Consider the following 19,832-nt stretch of genomic DNA (forward strand, 5'->3'; position numbering starts at 1 on the left):
CCACAGCGTAGCGGGGCGGTCCGCGGCTGCTCCGGCCGTTCGCCGCGGGCGCACACCACCCGCGCGGAACGGTCGCCGGCGCCGTGTCGGGTGTCGGCGGTGTCGGCCGTCGTGGGTACCGTACGAGCGTGCCCCGGACGACCCTCACGCCCACCCCCGACGACACGGGTGTCGCGCGTGCGCTGGCCCCGGACGCGGCACAGGACGCGGTGCTCGCGCTGCCCCCGGGCCGGCACGCCGCCGTGATCGGCGCACCGGGCACGGGCAAGACCACGACCCTCGCGCGGTTCGTCGCCCAGCGGTTCCGGGCGGCGGACGCGATCTCGCCGGACGGGCACGCCACCGTCCTCGCACTCACCTCGGCCCGCACCGCCGCGACGGCCCTGCGCGACCGCCTGGCCACCGCGGTCGACCGCGTCGTCCCCGGCGCCCTCGCGCGGACGGTCAACTCGCTCGCGTTCCAGATCGTCACGCACGCCGCCGTCGTGCAGGGGCAGGAGGTGCCGACGCTCCTCACCGGCGGCGAGCAGGACCGCATCATCGCCGACCTCCTCGCCGGGCACGAGGCGGACGGCACCGGGCCGGACTGGCCGGAGGCGATCACCGCCGTGGTGCGCGAGCGTGCCGGGTTCCGCACCGCGCTGCGCGACGTGATGATGCGTGCCGTGGCGGCCGGGATCGAGCCGGACGAGATGCGCGAGCTCGGCGACGACACCGGTCACCCGGAGTGGCGCGCGGTCGGGGACTTCGTCGACGGGTACCGCGCGGCGCTCTCGGCCTTCCGCGCGACGAGCCTGGACGCCGCCGAGCTGGTCGCGTACGCCACAGCCGCCGTCCTCCGCGGGCAGGTCCCGCCGGCGGTCGCCGCCCTCCGGACCGTCGTGGTCGACGACACACAGGAGCTCGTCGAGGGTGAGATCGCGCTGCTCGGCGCGCTGGCCCGCTCGGGCGTGCAGGTCGTGGCGTTCGGCGACCCGGACATCGCGGCGTCCGCGTTCCGCGGGGCCGTGCCGGACGTGCTCGGTCGGCTCGGCGCGCGGCTCGGTGTCGCCGACGTCGAGCAGGTCGTCCTCGGGACGGTGCACCGGCACGCGGCCCCGGTCCGCGCGCTCGTCGCCGGGATCTCTGCGCGGATCGGGACCGCGGCGGCCGGTCGGCAGCGGAACGCGGTCGCGACCGTCACCGACGCCCGGACCGACGCGGTCGTGCACGTGCAGGGGGCGAGCCGTGCTGCCCTCGTGGTCGCGATCGCCCGGCGGCTCCGCGAGCACCGGCTCCTCGACGGCGTGCCCTGGCACCGCATGGTCGTCGTGACGCGCAGCGGTGCCGCGATCCCCGAGCTCGTCCGGGCACTGTCCGTGGCCGAGGTGCCGGCGACCGCGGGGGCCGCGCCCGTGCGGGTCCGCGACGACTCGGCAGCGCGGTCGCTCCTCGACGCGGCGGCGGTCGCCCTCGGGGTGCTCTCGCTCGACGCCGACCTCGCCACCGCGTTCGCGACCGGTCCGCTCGGCGGCCTCGACACCCTCGCGATGCGGCGGCTCCGGCTCGCCCTCCGCCGCGAAGAACTGGCCGGCGACGGCACGCGTACCGCCGACGAACTCCTCGTCGAGGCGCTCGGCGCGCCGGAGCGGCTCGCGACGATCGACGCCGGGTTCGCGCGGCGGGCCACCCGACTGGCGAGGAGCCTCGTGCAGGCCCGCGCCGACGCCGAGGCGGACGCCAGCATCGAGGAGATCCTCTGGGGACTGTGGGAACGCAGCGGGCTCGCCGAGGTCTGGCGGTCGCAGTCCGAGGCCGGCGGTGTCGGCGCCGGGGAGGCCGACCGGCACCTCGACGCCGTGGTCGGCCTGTTCACAGCGGCGAAGCGGTTCGTCGAGCGCACGCCGGACGCGCCCGCGCGGGTGTTCGTCGACGACCTGCTCGACGCGGACCTCCCGGAGGACTCCATCGGGCCCGACCGGACCGCGGGCCGCGTGCGGGTGCTCACCCCGTCGGCGACCGTCGGCCTCGAGTGCGACGTGGTCGTGGTCCTCGGCCTCCAGGACGGCGTGTGGCCGAACACCCGGGTCCGGGGCAGTCTGCTCGACCCGGACGGTCTCGTCCGCGCGGCCGAGGGCACGGAGCGCTCGGCCGTGGACGATCGTGCCGCGGTGATCGCCGACGAGCTCCGCCTGTTCGCCCGCGCGGTGTCCCGTGCGACGACCCAGGTGGTGATCGGCACGGTCGCGAACGACGACGAGTCCCCGTCGCCCTTCGTCCGCCTCGTCCCGGAGCCGCCGGAGCGCGCCGCGACCGTGCACCCGCTGTCGCTCCGCGGTCTCGCGGGTTCGCTCCGGCGGCGGGTCGTCTCCTCGGGCGACCCGGAGGCAGCATCCGCACTCGCCCGCCTCGCCGAGGCCGAGGTCCCCGGCGCCGACCCGGACGACTGGTACGGCACCGCGGAGCCGACGACGGACGCTCCGCTGGTCGACCTCGACGCGGAGCCGGCGGCGGAGTACGAGGGCGGGCCGGTGGTCGCGCCGACCGTGAGTGTCTCGCCGTCCCGCATCGGCACGTTCGAGGAGTGCCCGGTGCACTGGTTCGTGCAGACGTTCGGCGGTGGCGCCCCGAGCCCGGCGATGGGCATCGGCACGATCGTCCACGACGCCATGGAGCACGCCACGAGCGTCGACGTCGAGTCCCTCTGGGCGCACGTCGAGTCCCGGTGGGGCGAGCTCACCTTCGAGTCGCCGTGGATCGCCGACCGGGAGCGCGCCCGCACCCGCCGGATGATCGAGGGCCTGAGCGACTACCTCCGCACCTTCGCTGCGGCCGGGCGGCGCCTCCTCGGTGCCGAGACCGCGTTCTCCCTCGTGACCGGTCCGGCACGGATGCGGGGCAGCATCGACCGCATCGAGGTCGACCCGGACGGACGGATCAGCGTGGTCGACCTGAAGACCGGCCGCTCGATGCCGAGCGAGAAGAACGACATGCCGGAACACCCGCAGCTCGGCGCGTACCAGCTCGCGGTCGAGGACGGTGCGGTCGAGGGCGTCCCTGCCGGTGCGCCGATGACGGACGCCCGCCTGGTGTTCGTGCAGAACGCCCGGAGCACCCACGCGTACTCGGAGCGGACGCAGCACGCGTTCGACGCGGAGGCACGCGAGGCCTACCGTGAGCGCCTGCACGGCGTCGCGCGGGGGATGGCCGGTCGCACGTTCCTCGCGAACGTCGACGACCACTGCGAGCAGTCCCGGACCGGCGCCGAGTGCCGGATCCACGTGGTGGGGGAGGTCACCTGGTGAGCACCGAGCAGGTCGAGTCCGAACAGGCCGACGCCGGACCGGTCGGCACCGCGCGCCCGGCCCGCAGTGCCGACGAGATCGCCGATGCCCTCGGTCGTCCCCGTCCCACCGCCCAGCAGCGCGCCGTCATCGAGTCGCCGCTCGCCCCGGCACTCGTCGTCGCGGGCGCCGGCAGCGGCAAGACCGAGACCATGGCGTCACGGGTCGTCTGGCTGCTCGCCAACGGTCTGGTCCGCCCCGACGAGGTCCTCGGCCTGACCTTCACCCGCAAGGCCGCCGGCGAGCTCTCGGTGCGCATCAACGACCGCATCCGGGCCCTCGAGGACGTCGGCCTGATCACCCCCGGAGACGCGTTCGAGGCTCCGACCGTGTCGACGTACAACGCGTTCGCGAACTCGGTGTTCCGCGAGAACGCGCTCCTGGTCGGTCGGGACGGCGAGTCGCAGGTCCTCACCGAGCCCTCCGCCTGGCAGCTCGCCCGCCGGGTCGTCGTCGACGCCCGCGACGACCGGCTCGCCGGACTCGACCGCGACGTCGACACCGTCACGGCGGCCGTCGTCGCGCTCGCCGGAGCAGCGTCCGAGCACCTCGTCGAGCCCGAGCAGCTGCGGCGGTTCGCGATCGAGTTCGCCGGGGTCCTGGAGCTGCCGGGCAACCGCGGGAAGCCCTACGCCGACGTCGCGAAGGCCGTTGCCGCGGTGGGCGGCCTCGAACCCCTCGCCGACCTCGTCGAGCGCTTCCGACGGCAGAAGGTCGACCGGGGCTTCGTCGAGTTCTCCGACCAGATCGCGCTGGCGCTCGCAGCGGCCGAGTCGGCGCCCCGCGTGGTCGACGACCTCCGGAGCCGGTTCGGCGTGGTGCTCCTGGACGAGTACCAGGACACCTCGGTCGTCCAGACCCGGTTCCTCGCGCGGTTGTTCCGTGGCCACCCCGTCATGGCGGTGGGTGACCCGCACCAGTCGATCTACGGGTTCCGCGGCGCGAGTGCGGCGAACCTCGGACGCTTCCCGCGCGATTTCGGCGGCGACGACCAGCCGACCCCGGTGACCTTCCCGCTGTCGACGAGCTGGCGCAACCCGGTGGACGTGCTCGCCGCCGCGAACGCCGTCGTGTCGCCGCTCTCCGAGGCCTCCGACGTCGCGGTCGAGCGGCTCTCCCCGCGCCCGGGTGCGGACGACGGCTCGGTCGAGGCCGTGTTCACCGAGACCCTGCCGGAGGAAGCAGCGACGGTCGCGCGGTGGTTCCGTGCCCACCGGCAGCGCGATCCGCGTGCCTCGATGGCACTCCTGCTCCGTGCACGGAAGGACCTCGCAGCGTTCACCGGCGCGCTCGGCGAACTCGGGGTGCCGTTCCACGTCCTCGGCACCGGCGGGCTCCTCCAGCGTCCGGAGATCGTGGACCTCGTCGCGTGCCTCCGGGTGCTGCACGACCCGGCAGCCGGAAACGCCCTCATCCGACTGCTCGCCGGTGCCCGGTGGCGGGTCGGCGCCGCGGACATCGCCGCCCTGCACGACCTCGCGAAGTGGCTGTTCGGCCGCGACCACACCCAGCAGCGGCTCGACGACGACCTGACCGCGGCGTTCCGGGCGTCGGTCGCGGCGGGGGAGCACGGATCGATCGTGGACGCGCTCGACTTCGTGGCGACGGCACCCGACGAGCACGGTGCCCTCGGACGGATCTCGCCGGCCGGACGCGAGCGCATGCGTGCACTCGGGCAGCAGCTCCAGGCCCTGCGACAGCGCGCCCGCGGCGACCTCGTCGACTTCGTGACGCTCGTCGTGCAGGAGATGCGGCTCGACATCGAGGTCGCCGCGCACGAGCAGGGCAGCCAGGCCTTCCTCGACGCCTTCCTCGACGAGCTCGCCGGGTTCGTCACCACCGACGACCGTGCCGACCTCGGCGCGTTCCTCGGCTGGATCGACGCCGCTGCCCGGCGGGACGACATGGGGCCGCGGTCCGAGGAACCCGAGGCGGGGACCGTGCAGATCCTCACGATCCACGGGTCGAAGGGTCTGGAGTGGGACGCCGTCGCGGTGCCGCGCATGGTCGAGGGCGGTCTGCCGGCGCGGCCGCAGGAGGGCTCCTCGGGCTGGATCGGCTTCGGCCGGCTGCCGTACGAGTTCCGCGGCGACGCCGACGAGCTCCCGCGGTTGGCCTGGCGCGGGCAGGAGACCCAGAAGGACGTCCGCGACGCCATCGAGGCCTTCAAGGCCGAGATGCAGGCCCGCAACGAGGACGAGGAGCGACGCCTGACCTACGTTGCGCTCACCCGAGCGAAGCACGACCTGCTCGTGTCCGGATCGTTCTGGGCCGGCGGTGTGAAGCCGACCGCGCCGAGCCGCTACCTCGCCGACCTCCGCGACGCCGGGGTCATCGCGGCCGACGCCGTGCCGGAGCAGTCGCACCACGAGCACGATCCGCTCGGGGAGTCGGGCGCGACGCAGACCTGGCCGCACGTGCCGTACGGCCAGCGCGCGGCTCGGGTGCACGCTGCCGCCGAACGGGTCCGGAACGCGAACCCCGGTGCCGCCGGGCGCTTCGCCGCGGACATCGACCTGCTGCTCGCCGAGCGGGCCGCCGTCCGCAGTGCGCGGCACGCCGTGGTGGTGCCGCACCGCGTGCCCGCCTCCGGGTTCAAGGACTACCTCTCCGAGCCCGATCGCGTCGCCGAGCGGCTCCGACGTCCGATGCCGGAACGGCCCTACCGCGCGACCCGGCTCGGCACGCTGTTCCACCAGTGGGTCGAGCAGCGAGCGCGGGCGGGGGGCTCGCTGGAGACGCTCGACCTGTGGGCGGACGAGGCGGACCTCGACGCGGACGACCTGCCCGATGCCTCGGTGACGGCCCCGGTCACCGACGACGACGCCCGACGACTGGCTGCGTTCCAGGAGACGTTCGCGCGCTCGCGGTGGGCCGAGCTGACGCCGATCGAGGTCGAGCGCGAGATCCACATCCCCTTCCTCGGGCACAGCGTCGTCTGCAAGCTCGACGCCGTCTACGAGATCGACGGACGTGCCGAGGTCGTCGACTGGAAGACCGGCAAGGCGCCGAGCGGACGCGACGACCTCGCGAAGCGGCAGTTGCAGCTCGCGCTGTACCGCGTCGCCTACGCCGAGTTCACCGGGCGGCCGCTCGCGGAGGTCGACGCGGTCTTCTACTTCGTCGCCGACGACCTCGAGGTGCGGCCGACCGGGCTCCTCGACCGGGCCGGCCTCGAGCGGGCGTGGCAGGACGCGATCGGCTGACCCAACCACCCGGCCGGCGACCGCGACCGGAAGCCGACACCACGATGCGCGAGACCGGCGCCACGACGTGCGGGACTCGCGTCGCGACGTGCGCCGCCTGCCACCACGACGAACGCACCCAGCGGTGTGCGCCGCGCCCGCGCGCAGGGCGCGCAACACCCGGCGGTGTGCGCCGCGCCCGCGCGCAGGGCGCGCAACACCCGGCGGTGTGCGCCGCGCCCCGCGCGCAGGGCGCGCACCACCGGACGGGAGGCACGGTGCGCGCCGGTGCGGCGCCTCCAGGCCGTCAGGTGGTGGCGTCAGCCGTGGCGACGCTCGGTCGACGACAGCAGTTGCTCGACCTCGCCGATCTCCATCGTCTCCGGCGAGACCGACTGCAGCGGCGCCGCGCTCGGTGCGTGCACCGCCTCGACCAGCCGGTGCATCATCGCGACCGCATCGTCGACGACCTCGGTGCTCTTCACCTGCACACCGTGCAGCAGCCACTGCGCGGTCTCCAGCTCGTGGTGCACGCGAGCCCGCTGTGCGAGCTGCCGGTCGCGGCCGCCGCCGTTCGCCTCGTACGCGCTCAGGACGGTGTCGAACGCGTCCGACCGCCCGGCGAGCACCCAGGCGAGGTCCTTCGCGGGGTCACCGAGCCGCAGCTCACCCCAACCGAGGACACCCGTCACGGCGTCGCCTTCGACGAGCACTGACTCGGTGCCGAAGGAGCCGTGCACGACGGTCGGCGTGAACTGCCAGAGCTGCTGGTCACGGGCCGCGCCCTCCCATCGCTCCTTGAGCGCCGCGGGCACGAGCTTCGTGGCGACCGCACGGTCCATCACGGAGACCGCCGAGCGCAGCACCTCGAACGGGGTGAGCGACGGCAGGCCCGCATCGGTGACGAAGCTCGTCGGGAGCTGGTGGACGGCGGCGACGGCGCGGCCGACGGAGGTCGCGAGTCCGGGCCGTTCCGCCAGCGAGCGCAGGGTCGGGTGCTCGCCCGGCACGTAGGTGGTCACGATGGCGCGGGTCGAACCGATCGGCGCCTGACCGCGGTACTCGGCCACCGCGAACGGGAGGCGCGTGCGGATCCCGGCGCTCAGCGCGCGGATCGCGACGAGGTCGGCCGACTGCCGCGCCTCGGCGCGCTGGTTGCGCGGTCGGCGGATCGCGAGGGTGCCGCCGTCCGCGTCTCGGAGGACCGCGGACTCGTAGTCCCCGGACGCAGCCGATCCGAGCGTGCGCGTGCCCGTGACGACGAGCCCGGGCACGGCCGTCGTCGCCAACGCGGCTAGAGTGAACTGGGATCCCGCCATGCCCATCAGGGTAGGTCCGTGTCATCGCCTTCCGGGCGCGCCACGCTGACCCGGGCGCTCCCGGCCGAAGCCGCTGATCTGAGGAGCCCTCCGCCGTGACCGTCGAGTTCGCCGCCAGACTGCCGCTGTCCCGCAACGAACTCGACCGTGACGCCGAGTTCCGCACCACACCCGACATCGACCACGTCCTGCGCGAGGACCCGTCGACCAGGTACCTGCCGCTGCGTGGCGCCGAGATGCTCCGGAACGCCGACGGCACGCTGCGCTTCGTGTCCGCGGCGGACGTCCCCGCGGGCACTGTGACGCTGTACCTCGGACGCGCGATCGCCGACGCGGCCGACGCCCCGGCCGGCACCCGGTTCGTCGCGGCCTTCGTCGACGCGGACACCGCTCGGGGGATCGAGCCGGACGATGCCGCGTGGGAGAGCCTGCGGATGTTCGGCACCGAGCTGTCCGCGCGTGACCAGGGCCTCGCTGTCGAGGCTGTCGCGATGGCGAACTGGCACGCGGTGCACGGCTTCTCGCCCCGCACCGGGTCCCCGGCGGAGGTCACCACCGGCGGCTGGGTCCGACGTGACCCCGAGGGGCACGAACTCTTCCCGCGCACCGACGCGGCGATCATCGTGGGTGTGACGGACGCGGACGACCGCATCCTGCTCGGCTCGAACGCCGCGTGGGACGCGGACCGGTACTCGCTCCTCGCGGGCTTCGTCGAGCCAGGGGAGTCCCTCGAGGACGCGGTGCGGCGCGAGGTCTGGGAGGAGTCCGGCGTCCGTGTCGAGGAGCCCGAGTACCTCGGGTCGCAGCCGTGGCCGTTCCCCGCGTCGCTCATGCTCGGGTTCCGCGCCCGGGCGGTCGACGGCGACCCGACGACCGCGCGTCCGGACGGGGTGGAGATCCTCGACGTGCGCTGGTTCTCGCGGGAGGAGATCCGCGAGCGTGCCGGCGACACCCTGCTGCTGCCCGGCCGGACCTCGATCGCCCGCGCCATCATCGAGGAGTGGTACGGCGGGCCGCTGGACCTCCCGTGAGCGAGGTGGGCGCCGGCCGCGCGCCGAGCACCCCGGCTGCTGGTCCGGCGGCGCCGTCGCCGGACGAACTGCTCGCCGCGCTCGATCCCGAGCAGCGCGCGGTCGCCCGGACGCTGCTCGGCCCGGTCGCGGTGCTCGCCGGTGCCGGCACCGGGAAGACCCGGGCGATCACGCACCGGATCGCGTACGGCGTGGCGACCGGCACCTACTCGCCGAACCACGTCCTCGCCCTGACGTTCACCACCCGTGCCGCCGGAGAGCTCCGGTCGCGGCTCCGCGCCCTCGGGGCCGGGACGGTGCAGGCGCGGACGTTCCACTCCGCGGCGATGGCGCAGCTCAGCTACTTCTGGCCGGACACCGTCGGCGGGCACGCCCCGCGTCTCGTGGACAAGAAGGGGCGGGTGATCGCGCACGCCGCGGACACCGTCGGGCTGCATGTCGACACCCCGGTCCTGCGGGACCTCGCCGCCGAGGTCGAGTGGCGCAAGGTCCAGATGCTCACGCTCGACGAGTACGAGGCCGCCGCTGCCGAGCGCACCATGCCGCGGGACACGACGCCGCGGCGGGTGGTCGACCTCATGCGCGCCTACGAGCAGCTCAAGGACGACCGTCGGCAGCTCGACTTCGAGGACGTGCTGCTCGCGACGCTCGGCATGGTCGAGTCGGAGCCTCGGGTCGCGTCCTACGTCCGGCAGCAGTACCGCTTCTTCGTGGTCGACGAGTACCAGGACGTCTCGCCGGTGCAGCACGCGCTGCTCCGCGCCTGGCTCGGCGGCAGGGACGACGTGTGCGTGGTCGGCGACGCGAGCCAGACGATCTACTCGTTCGCCGGGGCGTCGAGCGGGTTCCTGCTCGGCTTCGGGTCGGAGTTCCCGCGGGGCTCGGTCCTGCGGCTCGAGCGGAACTACCGGTCGACGCGCGAGGTCGTGCACGCCGCCAACACGCTCATGCGCGGGCAGCCCGGCGCACTCGACCTGGTCGCACAGAGCACGTCGCCAGGGCCCGAGCCCACCGTTGTCGCCTGCGTGCACGACGGCGACGAGGCGCAGTCCGTCGCGCGGACGATCGGCGACGTCGTCGCGGGCGGTGCGGCGTTCGGCGACGTCGCGGTGCTCTTCCGGGTCGGCGCACAGTCGGCCGCGCTCGAGTCCGCGCTCGGCCGCGCCGGCATCCCGTACCGCGTCCAGGGCGGCACCCGCTTCTTCGACCGACCCGAGGTGAAGCTCGCGGTGCACCACATGCGGGGCGAGGCCGTCCGGCAGACCGACGACGAGCTGACGCGTCGGGTGGGCCTCGTGCTGCAGGTCAGCGGGTGGACCCCGACCCCGCCGGAGGGCACGGGAGCGGTGCGCGAGCAGTGGGAGGCGCTGCAGGCGATCATGGGCCTCGCCGAGGACGCACCCGCCGGCACGACGATGCAGCAGTTCACCCAGGACCTCGTCGACCGCGCGGCCACGCACCACGAGCCCGAGCTCGACGCCGTCACGCTCGCGACCCTGCACTCCTCGAAGGGTCTGGAGTGGCCGCACGTGGTCATCGTCGGTGCCGCCGAAGGGCTCCTGCCGATCTCGCACGCGACCACCGACGCCGAGGTCGACGAGGAACGACGCCTGTTCTACGTGGGACTCACCCGAGCGCGTCGCTCGGTGACGGTGACGTGGTCGCGGCAGGGTTCGGTGCGCGGGGGGACCCGGGTGCCGAGCCGGTTCCTGGCAGCGCTCGACACGCGCAGCGTGGATGGGGCAGCACCGAGCGACGGGTGACCGCCAGGTCGGACCGGTCGAGGACGAGCTGGTCGCGGTCGTCCTCGTCCGCCGGACGACCGCGTGCGACGGTGCCGCTCGGCACCCGTCCGAGCACGACCCCCACGGCCGCGGCCGCGACCGCCGCCGTGCGCCAGGGACCGAGCGGCGCGGCGGGCCGGCCCCACACCTGCGCGGCGATCGCGGGCCAGGCCGGGTCCTCGTCCGCCCGGGCGAACTCGAGGCACTGCAGGCACGGACCGCCGTCGTCCGAGACCACCGGGCCGACACGCACCGTGCCGTCGCCCACCACGACCGGCAGGTGCGGCACGTCGCGGCGCGTCCACGACGCCCGGAGCGCAGGCTCCACCACGTGCTCGGCGACGACCACGGCGAACGTGAGCGGGCGGTCGTCGTCGGGGTCCGGAGCGCCGGCCGACCGGCTGTCCGCGACGGGCGACGAGCGGGTGCGGACCACCGCGGCGCCCTCCCCGGACAACTGCTCGGCGACCAGGTCGGCGAGCGGCCCGGTCCCGTGCACCTGGACGCGGGGCGAAGGCGGTGGCAGGATCTCCACGACCGCAGGGGACGCGGCGGCGAGCACCGACGCCGCGACGTCCGGTCGGCAGCCGAGCGTGTCGGCGAGCGCGGTCAGGGCATCGCGACCCGTCTCACGCCGCAGCGCGCAGAGGAAACGCTCCTCGGCCGTCGTGGGCACGGGGACCACCGCGCGCGGCGGATCGATCCCGAGCTGCACGGTCGCCGGGTCGCGCCACACGAACTCGAGCGTCGGGTCGATGCGGATGCCCATGCACCCACCGTCCCGCACCCGGGCGGCGCTCGGGGCGGGCGACGGCGATCTGTGGAGAACCCGGGACGCTAGGCCTTCGGCCCCTCGCCGCCGTCGGCCTCCGCGTCGTCGTCGCTCCCGCCGTCGTCGCTCCCGCCGTCGTCCGCGACCCGACCCTGCTCGTCCTCGTGCGGACGGCTCCCGGTGCTGTCGTCGAGGAGGTCCTGCAGCGCCTTGTCGAACTCGTCGTCCTCCGCGGAGAAGCCAGGGTTCTTGAGACGCAGCACGAGCGCGTCCGGTGCGTCGATGTCCTCGGACGTCGGCACCGCGTCGAAGTGCGACCACAGGGCGTCCCGCCCCTCGGCGCCGAGTTCGTCGGTGACGCGCTGCCACATCGCCGCGGCCTCGCGCAGTCGGCGCGGACGCAGCTCGAGGCCCACCAGCGTGGCGAACGCCGACTCGGCCGGACCGCCGGCCGCTCGACGACGCCGGACCATCTCGGCGATCGCGTCCGCGCGCGGCAGCCGTGCCGTGGCGGCGGCGGTGACGGTGTCGACCCAGCCCTCGACGAGCGCGAGCATCGTCTCGAGGCGGGCGAGCGCCGCGTCCTGCTCGGACGTGCGCGGGGGGATGAGCGCACCGGAGGCGAGGGCGTCGCGGAGCTGCTCCTGGTCCGTCGGGTCGATGTCGGCGGCGAGCTCCTCGACGCGGTCGAAGGGGATGTGGATTCCCTTCGCGTAGTCGGTGATCGAGGAGATGATGTGCAGCCGGAGCCACCGGGCCGAGCGGAAGAGCCGGGCGTGCGCGAGCTCACGGACGGCCAGCCAGATGCGGACCTCGTCCTCGGGCACGTCCAGCCCCTCGGCGAACTCCGCCACGTTCTGGGGGAGGAGCGCCGCGACCTGCTCGTCGAGCAGCGGGACCCCGACGTCGCCGCCGGACACGACCTCCTTCGAGAGCTGCCCGACGACCTGCCCGAGCTGGATCGCGAAGAGGGCACCACCGACGCCGCGCATCGCCTTCGAGACGTCGCCGAGCATGGCCTTGAGCTCCTCGGGCGCGCGCTGGTCGATCGCCTCGGTGAGGGCGTTCGCGATGCTCGACGCGACCGGCTCGGCGATCTGGGTCCACACCGGAGCGGTCGCCTTCGCCCACTGCTCGCGGGTGTAGAGGCTCGGCGTGGCGGTGAGCTCGGCGACGGTCGTGACCTCGTCGAGCCAGAGCGCGGCGACCTGGAACGCCTGGTCCGACGCCTGCGAGGTCGCGGGGTCGACCGGGTGGCCGCCGTCGCGCGCGATCGCCGTCGCGCGCTCGGCGGTGACCGAGAAGTCGATGCCGTCCCCGCCCGACTGCGCGGCCCGCTGGAGCTGGCTCATCAGGTTCGCGACGAACGCGGGGTCGTTCGGGAGCCCGGCCGCACCGGCGAGCTGCGACGGGTCGATCTGGCCCTCCCCGGACAGCAGCTTGCGCAGCATCTCCTGGAAGTCGTCGTCCGGCCCCGGCTGCGGTTCATCAGGCATGCCGACTACGCTAACCGCTGCTCACGGGCACCGACCTGGGACGCTCCCGTGGGAACGCCCGAACCGCTGCGCCGAGGGCGAACACCCCCGTGGAAGGACCCTGCGTGACGCTCTTCGCCCCCGAGCCCCGCCGTCGATCGCGTGCCCGGACGCTCGGCTGGGCGTTCGTCATCGGGGCCGTCGTGCTCGGCCTCCTCGCGAGCTTCCTGCCGAGCCCGTACCTCATCGAGGTGCCCGGCCCGGTCTACAACACCATCGGCACGCAGGAGCAGGGCGAGGGCAAGGACGCGAAGCAGGTCGAGCTCATCCAGATCTCGGGCCGGAAGACCTACCCGACCTCCGGCGCGCTCGACATGCTGACGGTCGGTGTCCAGGGCGACGCCACGCACCGGCCGAGCTGGACGAGCGTCATCCGCGCGCTGTTCACGAAGTCGCAGGCCGTGGTCCCCGCCTCGGCGATCTACCCGCCCGGCACCACGAACGAGCAGGTCAGCCAGCAGGACACCGCGGACATGCAGCAGTCGCAACAGTCCGCGGTCGCCGCAGCCCTCGTGCAGCAGGACATCCCCGTGCCGACCGAGCTCGAGGTGGGCACGGTCCAGGAGGGTTCCGCCGCCGACGGCACGATCGAGAAGGGCGACGTCATCCGCGCGTTCGACGGCACCCAGCTCACCGAGGGCGTCGACGCGTCGAGCCTCCGAGCCGCGGTGGCGGAGCACGGGACGAGCAGCCCGGCAACGGTCACGATCGAGCGCGACGGCGAGGAACGCCAGGTCCGGGTCACCCCGCGCGAGCAGGACGGCACCGCGCTCCTCGGCGTCGGGGTGGTCGAGCGCTACGACTTCCCCTTCGACGTGAAGATCACCCTGCAGGACGTCGGCGGCCCCTCCGCCGGCATGATGTTCGCGCTCGGGATCATCGACGAGATCACGCCCGGCGAGCTCAACGGTGGCAAGCACGTCGCGGGCACCGGCACCATCACGGCGCAGGGGCAGGTCGGGCCGATCGGCGGGATCCGTCAGAAGATGTACGGCGCGAAGGACGCGGGCGCGACGATCTTCCTGACGCCCGCGGACAACTGCGACGAGGTCGTCGGCCACGTCCCGGACGGCCTCGACGTCTACAAGGTCGCCACGCTCGACCAGGCGGTCACCGACCTGCAGACGATCGCAGCCGGGAAGAGCACCGCGGGCCTCGCGCGCTGCACGTCGTAGGCCCGTCTTTCCGCGCCACGCGACGTGCGCGTACGTCGCGTTCCGTGCCTCCAGACGGTCTGCCGGGAGGCCCGGACCGCCTTCCTGAGTCCCCGTACAGTTTCACTGTCGGTCGCGACCAATAGGATCGACGCACTGACGGCCCGCCGCGCCGGGCCCGCCGGTCCGACACGTCTGGAGCACATCAAGTGACGACCACCTCGTCCACCTCGGGTCCATCCTCCTCTGGGCGGCGCTCGCCGCGGGTCCCGATCGTGGTCACGATCATCGTGCTGGCCGCACTGGTGATCGGCTTCTTCATCTTCGCCAGCCTCTACACCGACTACGCGTGGTTCGCGCAGCTCGGGTTCCAGCAGGTCCTCACCACGCGGTGGATCGCCGGGACGTCGATGTTCTTCGCCGGGTTCCTCGGCATGGCCGTGCCGGTCTACCTCAGCATCGCGCTCGCGTTCCGGTTCCGTCCGGTCTACGCGAAGCTCAACTCGCAGCTCGACCGCTACCAGCAGGTCATCGAGCCGCTGCGCCGCGCGGTCATGATCGGCATCCCGGTCGTCCTCGGCGTCTTCGCCGGGCTCTCCACGTCCGGTCGCTGGAGCATGGTGCTCGAGTACTTCAACCGGACGCCCTTCGGCAAGAAGGACCCGCAGTTCGGCCTCGACATCGGGTTCTACGTCTTCGAGCTGCCGTTCTGGCGCTCGGTCGTGGCGTACGCCTCGGCGGTCGTGCTCATCGCCGGGCTCGCCGCGCTCGCCGCGCTGTACCTCTACGGCGCCATGCGCTTCGGCGGGCGCGAGGTCCGCATCTCCCGGGCGGCCCGCGTGCAGCTGGCGGTCACGGCAGCTGTGTACATCGCGCTCCAGGCGGTGAGCCTCTGGCTCGACCAGTACGCGACCCTCGCGAAGAACAACTCGCTCATCACCGGTGCGCAGTACACGGACGTCAACGCGGTCATCCCCGGTCGCGAGATCATGGCCGGCATCGCGGCGATCGTCGCGATCCTCTTCATCGTGACCGCGGTCATCGGCCGCTGGCGCATCTCGATCGTCGGCACCGGACTGCTCCTGGTCGCCGCGATCGTCGTCGGCGGCATCTACCCGTGGATCGTGCAGCGCCTCCAGGTCAAGCCGTCCGAGGGGTCGTACGAGTCGTCCTACATCCAGCGGAACATCGATGCGACGCGGGACGCCTACGGGGTCGCCACCACGCAGGAGCGGAACTACGACGCGAAGACCAGCGCCTCCTCCGGTGCCCTGGCCTCCGACGCCCAGACGACGGCGAACATCCGCCTGATCGACCCGAAGATCGTCTCGGACACTTTCAGCCAGCTCCAGCAGTACCGGCAGTACTACAAGTTCCCGGACACCCTCGACGTCGACCGCTACGACATCAAGGGCCAGACCGAGGACACCGTGATCGCCGTCCGCGACATCAACCTCGACGGGCTCAGCGCCAAGACGAACACGCAGTACAACCGCACCTTCGTGTACACGCACGGGTACGGTGTGGCCGCGGCCTACGGCAACCAGCGCGCGAGCGACGGCAAGCCGGTGTTCCTCGAGTCGGGGATCCCCTCGAGCGGCGCCCTCGGCGACTTCCAGCAGCGCGTGTACTTCGGCGAGAACTCGCCGCAGTACTCGATCGTCGGCGCGCCGAAGGGTTCGAAGAACATCGAGCTCGACTACCCGTCCGGCTCCGAGGAGAGCGACGACGCGAACAGCGGCGGCAACGCCACGACGACGTACGCCGCGAACGGCGGACCGAGCATCGGCAACTTCTTCAACCGCCTCGTGTACGCGGCGAAGTTCCAGTCCGAGCAGATCCTGCTGTCCCAGCGCGTGAACGCCGACTCGCAGATCCTGTACGACCGCAACCCGGTGCAGCGCGTCCAGAAGGTCGCGCCGTACCTGCAGACCGACCAGGACGCGTACCCGGCCATCGTCGACCACCGCATCGTGTGGATCGTCGACGGCTACACCACCACGAACGCGTACCCGTACTCGCAGAGCGCCAGCCTCCAGGCGAGCATCAGCGGGGCGGAGTCGTCGGCCTACAGCACCGACCAGGTGAACTACATCCGGAACTCGGTGAAGGCCACGGTCGACGCGTACACGGGCAAGGTGACGCTCTACGCGTGGGACACCTCGGACCCGCTGCTCAAGACGTGGCAGAAGATCTTCCCGACGTCGCTGAAGCCGGTCTCCTCGATGAGCGCCGAACTCCTCGACCACGTCAGGTACCCGACCGACCTCTTCAAGGTGCAGCGGTCGATCCTCGCGACCTACCACGTCACCGACGCCAACTCGTTCTACTCGGGTGACGACGCGTGGCAGACACCGCAGGAGCCCACGAAGGAGGCGAACAGCGACTCGTCGTCCTCCGACTCGTCGGCGATCACGAACACGAACACCAACGGCCTCGGAGTCCAGACCACGACGACGACCAACGCCGACGATCTGCAGGACCCGTACTACCTGACGATGAAGGTGCCGGGTTCCGACACGAAGTACTCGCTGTACACGACGTACATCCCGCAGCAGTCGGGTCGTGGCGCGGACAGCCGGAACGTGCTGACCGGGTACCTCGCGGTCGACTCGGACGCCGGCGGAGCGGGCAAGGGCAAGAAGGCGTCCGGCTACGGCAAGCTCACGCTGCTGACGATGCCGAAGACGGACAACATCCCCGGTCCGCTGCAGGTGCAGAACCTCTTCAACTCGGACACGAACGTGTCGCAGGAGCTGAACATCCTGAAGCGGGGCAACTCGACCGTGAAGCAGGGCAACCTGTTGACGCTCCCGGTCGGCGGCGGCTTCCTCTACGTCCAGCCCGTGTACGTCCAGTCGACGTCGAGCGGTTCGTACCCGCTGCTGCAGAAGGTCCTCGTGGCGTTCGGTGACAAGATCGCGTTCGAGGACACCCTCGACCAGGCGCTCGACACGCTCTTCGGCGGCAACTCCGGGGCGAACGCGGGCGACCAGGGCGTCTCGGACGGCTCGTCGGACTCGGGTTCGGGTTCCGGTTCGTCGGACTCGGGGTCCTCGGACTCCGGCTCGTCCGAAAGCGGCTCGTCCGACTCCGGATCGACCGGTTCGGGCTCGTCGAGCTCCGGGTCCTCCGGATCGGGCAGCACGGACAACGCCGCACTGCAGAAGGCACTCGACGAGGCCAAGCAGGCGCTCGCCGACCGCCAGGAGGCGTACGCGAAGAACGACCTCGTGGCCGCGGCCGAGGCAGACCAGCGCCTGCAGGACGCGATCGAGGCCGCCACCAAGGCCGAGGGCGGCAACTGACACGCCGTGGCGGGGCGCTCGATTTGCACCCCGCCACGGGCCCCGCTAGGCTATTGGATGTGCCGCGGGGTGGAGCAGTTCGGTAGCTCGCTGGGCTCATAACCCAGAGGTCGTAGGTTCAAATCCTGCCCCCGCAACCAAGCGTCACACGAAGGCCCCGGTCCGATGGACCGGGGCCTTCGTCGTTCCCGCGTCACAGGTCTTCGGGGCGGTGATCGGAGCGGGCAGTACGCTCGCGGTATGGGCTCCCTCACGATCGCCGCTGCACAGTTCGCGCCCGTGGACGACCCGGCCGCCAACCTCGACACGATCCGGACGTTCGCGGAGCAGGCGGCCGAGCGGGGGGTGCAGCTCCTCGTGACGCCGGAGTACAGCTCGTACTTCACGGCCGACATCGACGACCGGTTCGTCGCCGCTGCGCAACCGCTCGACGGGCCGTTCGTCGCGGGGTTGCAGCAGATCGCACGCGACACCGGGATCGCGCTCGTCGTCGGCGTCGCGGAGACTGCCGACGCCCCGGGGCGCTTCCGCAACACGCTCGTCACGGTCCGGCCGGACGGCACGCTCGACGTGCCCTACCGGAAGGTGCACCTCTACGACGCGTTCGGCTCGCGGGAGTCGGACCGGATCGACGCGGGCGACCCGGATCAGCTGGCCGTGTTCGAGCTCGCCGGGGTCCGCGTGGGCCTCGAGACCTGCTACGACCTGCGCTTCCCGGAGGTCACCCGACGACTCGCCGCTCCGGAGCTCGGCGCAGCGGACGTGGTCGTGCTCCCGGCGGAGTGGGTCCGTGGTCCGGGCAAGGAGCACCACTGGCGGACCCTGCTCACGGCGCGCGCGATCGAGAACACGGTGTGGGTCGTCGGGGTGGGGCAGACGCCGCCGATCGGCGTCGGCGGCTCGGTCGTGCTCGATCCGTCGGGGGTCGCGGTGGCGGCTGCCGGAGCGACACCCGGGCTGCTCGTGGCGACGGTCGACACGGGTACGACGGACTCGATCCGATCGGTGAACCCCTCGCTGTCGCTCCGGCGCTACGCGGTCGTGCCGCGGGCGTGACCGCGCGGTGCTGCGCGGTCGTGCGGTGCGGCTGATCCAGCGGTGCTGCGCGGTCGTGCGGTGCGGCTGATCCGGCGGTGCTGCGCGGTCGTGCGGTGCGGCTGATCCGGCGGTGCCGCGCGGTCGTGCAGGGCGACGGACCGCGCGACGCGAGCGGTCTGCCGGAGGGGAGTCGTGCCTCCAGGCCGGCGCTGCAGGGAACAGCCGGACTCCGCGATGCGACCGACGCGGCCGCCGGATCGGCGCTAGACGGTCGGGGTGAGCGCCGCGAGGCGGGACGCCGCGTCCTCGAGTACGGAGCGCCGCTTGCAGAACGCGAAGCGCACGAGCGAGCGGTAGCCCGCGGCGTGCTCCGGCCGGACGAACGCCGACACCGGGACACCGACCACACCCGCCCGCTCGGGCAGGGCGAGGCAGAAGTCGCGCGCGTCCTCGAAGCCGAGTGGGGCGGCGTCGGCGATGACGAAGTAGCCACCGTCGGGACGCATGACGTCGAAGCCCGCGCTCCGGAGCCCGTTCGCGAGGAGCTCGTGCTTCGCAGCGAGCGTCGACGCGATGCCCGAGAAGACCTCGGTCGGCAGCCGGAGCCCGGCCGCGATCGCCGGCTGGAACGGTGACCCGTTCACGAACGTGAGGAACTGCTTCACCGACGTGATCGCATCGACGAGGGCCGGGGGAGCGGTCAGCCAACCGATCTTCCAGCCCGTCGTGCTGAAGGTCTTCCCAGCGCTCGAGATGGTCACCGTGCGCTCGCGAGCACCGGGGAGCGTCGCGATCGGCACGTGCGGGATCGCGAACGTCAGGTGCTCGTAGACCTCGTCGGTGACGATCAGGGCGTCGTACCGCTCGGCGAGCTCGACGACTGTCCGCAGGACCTCGGCGGGGAGGACGCGGCCGGTCGGGTTGTGGGGGGTGTTCAGCAGGACGACCCGGGTGCGGTCCGAGAACGCCGCACGGAGCGTCGCCTCGTCGGGGAGGAAGTCCGGCGCGGCGAGCGGGACGGTGACGTGGGTGCCACCGGCGAGTCGGACCAGCGCGCCGTAGGCGTCGTAGAACGGCTCGAACGTGAGCACCTCGTCCCCGGGCTCGACGAGGGCGAGGAGCGTCGCCGCGAGGGCCTCGGTCGCACCGGCGGTGACGAGGACCTCGCGGTCGGGGGCGACCTCGAGGCCGTACCAGCGCGCCTGGTGCTCGGCGATCGCCGCTCGGAGGTCCGGGGTGCCCCGCCCCGGCGGGTACTGGTTCGCGCCGTCGCGGATGGCCTGTACGGCTGCGTCGAGGACCTCCTGCGGGCCGTCCTCGTCCGGGAACCCCTGGCCGAGGTTGATCGCACCGGTCGCCGCCGCGAGGGCGCTCATCTCCGCG

Annotated in this window: 10 protein-coding genes, 1 tRNA gene and 1 pseudogene; 8 read left to right on the forward strand and 4 right to left on the reverse strand. The window is 72.9% G+C overall.

The window, feature by feature from the left end:
• The first annotated feature begins 128 nt into the window (after positions 1–128).
• Together NS184_RS11415 and NS184_RS11420 are read left to right on the forward strand one after the other, a co-directional pair.
• The gene (locus NS184_RS11415) at positions 129–3,284 is read left to right on the forward strand and encodes an ATP-dependent helicase (RefSeq protein WP_152998180.1); all 3,156 of its coding nucleotides are present in this window, start codon (positions 129–131) and stop codon (positions 3,282–3,284) included.
• On the forward strand, positions 3,281–6,529 hold the full coding sequence (locus tag NS184_RS11420; RefSeq protein WP_083513644.1) for an ATP-dependent DNA helicase: 3,249 nt from the start codon (positions 3,281–3,283) through the stop codon (positions 6,527–6,529). The genes NS184_RS11415 and NS184_RS11420 overlap by 4 nt, the downstream gene beginning before the upstream one ends.
• A gap of 299 nt (positions 6,530–6,828) precedes the next feature.
• On the opposite strand, the gene NS184_RS11425 is transcribed toward NS184_RS11420, so the two are convergent.
• The gene (locus tag NS184_RS11425) at positions 6,829–7,827 is read right to left on the reverse strand and encodes a phosphotransferase (RefSeq protein ID WP_058726248.1); all 999 of its coding nucleotides are present in this window, start codon (positions 7,825–7,827) and stop codon (positions 6,829–6,831) included.
• A 95-nt stretch (positions 7,828–7,922) separates the two neighbouring features.
• On the opposite strand from NS184_RS11425, the gene nudC reads away from it, so the two are divergent.
• Positions 7,923–8,858: an NAD(+) diphosphatase gene (gene nudC, locus NS184_RS11430; RefSeq protein WP_058726233.1), complete on the forward strand. Its 936-nt coding sequence runs from the start codon at positions 7,923–7,925 to the stop codon at positions 8,856–8,858.
• On the forward strand, positions 8,855–10,621 hold the full coding sequence (locus tag NS184_RS11435) for an ATP-dependent helicase (protein WP_083513645.1): 1,767 nt from the start codon (positions 8,855–8,857) through the stop codon (positions 10,619–10,621). The genes nudC and NS184_RS11435 overlap by 4 nt, the downstream gene beginning before the upstream one ends.
• Here the strand turns inward: NS184_RS11435 and NS184_RS18740 are convergent.
• Positions 10,584–11,411 (reverse strand): annotated as a pseudogene (locus NS184_RS18740) (TOMM precursor leader peptide-binding protein); the annotation flags it as partial. The gene NS184_RS11435 and the pseudogene NS184_RS18740 sit on opposite strands and share 38 nt — an antisense overlap.
• 68 nt (positions 11,412–11,479) lie before the next feature.
• Positions 11,480–12,910 (reverse strand): zinc-dependent metalloprotease, encoded by a 1,431-nt coding sequence (locus tag NS184_RS11445; RefSeq protein ID WP_058726235.1) that lies wholly within the window; start codon positions 12,908–12,910, stop codon positions 11,480–11,482.
• A 104-nt stretch (positions 12,911–13,014) separates the two neighbouring features.
• Here NS184_RS11445 and NS184_RS11450 point away from each other — a divergent pair, with 104 nt between their 5' ends.
• The 4 genes from NS184_RS11450 to NS184_RS11465 all read left to right on the forward strand — a co-directional run bounded on the left by NS184_RS11450 (position 13,015) and on the right by NS184_RS11465 (position 18,467).
• On the forward strand, positions 13,015–14,124 hold the full coding sequence (locus NS184_RS11450) for a YlbL family protein (RefSeq protein ID WP_058726236.1): 1,110 nt from the start codon (positions 13,015–13,017) through the stop codon (positions 14,122–14,124).
• Positions 14,125–14,378: 254 nt separating this feature from the next.
• Positions 14,379–17,411 carry a UPF0182 family membrane protein gene (locus NS184_RS11455; RefSeq protein WP_193750452.1) on the forward strand — a complete coding sequence of 1,011 codons (3,033 nt, stop codon included), beginning with the start codon at positions 14,379–14,381 and terminating at the stop codon, positions 17,409–17,411.
• 63 nt (positions 17,412–17,474) lie between these two features.
• Positions 17,475–17,551: transfer RNA gene (locus tag NS184_RS11460), tRNA-Met, on the forward strand.
• A gap of 100 nt (positions 17,552–17,651) precedes the next feature.
• A complete protein-coding gene (locus NS184_RS11465; RefSeq protein WP_058726237.1) occupies positions 17,652–18,467 on the forward strand; it encodes a carbon-nitrogen hydrolase family protein in 816 nt (271 codons plus the stop codon).
• A 245-nt stretch (positions 18,468–18,712) separates the two neighbouring features.
• Here the strand turns inward: NS184_RS11465 and NS184_RS11470 are convergent.
• Positions 18,713–19,832: aminotransferase class I/II-fold pyridoxal phosphate-dependent enzyme (locus tag NS184_RS11470; RefSeq protein ID WP_058726251.1), on the reverse strand; the 1,120-nt coding region annotated here is incomplete at its 5' end.

The organism is Curtobacterium luteum (genome assembly GCF_001475545.1).
GTDB classification, from domain to species: domain Bacteria; phylum Actinomycetota; class Actinomycetes; order Actinomycetales; family Microbacteriaceae; genus Curtobacterium; species Curtobacterium luteum_A.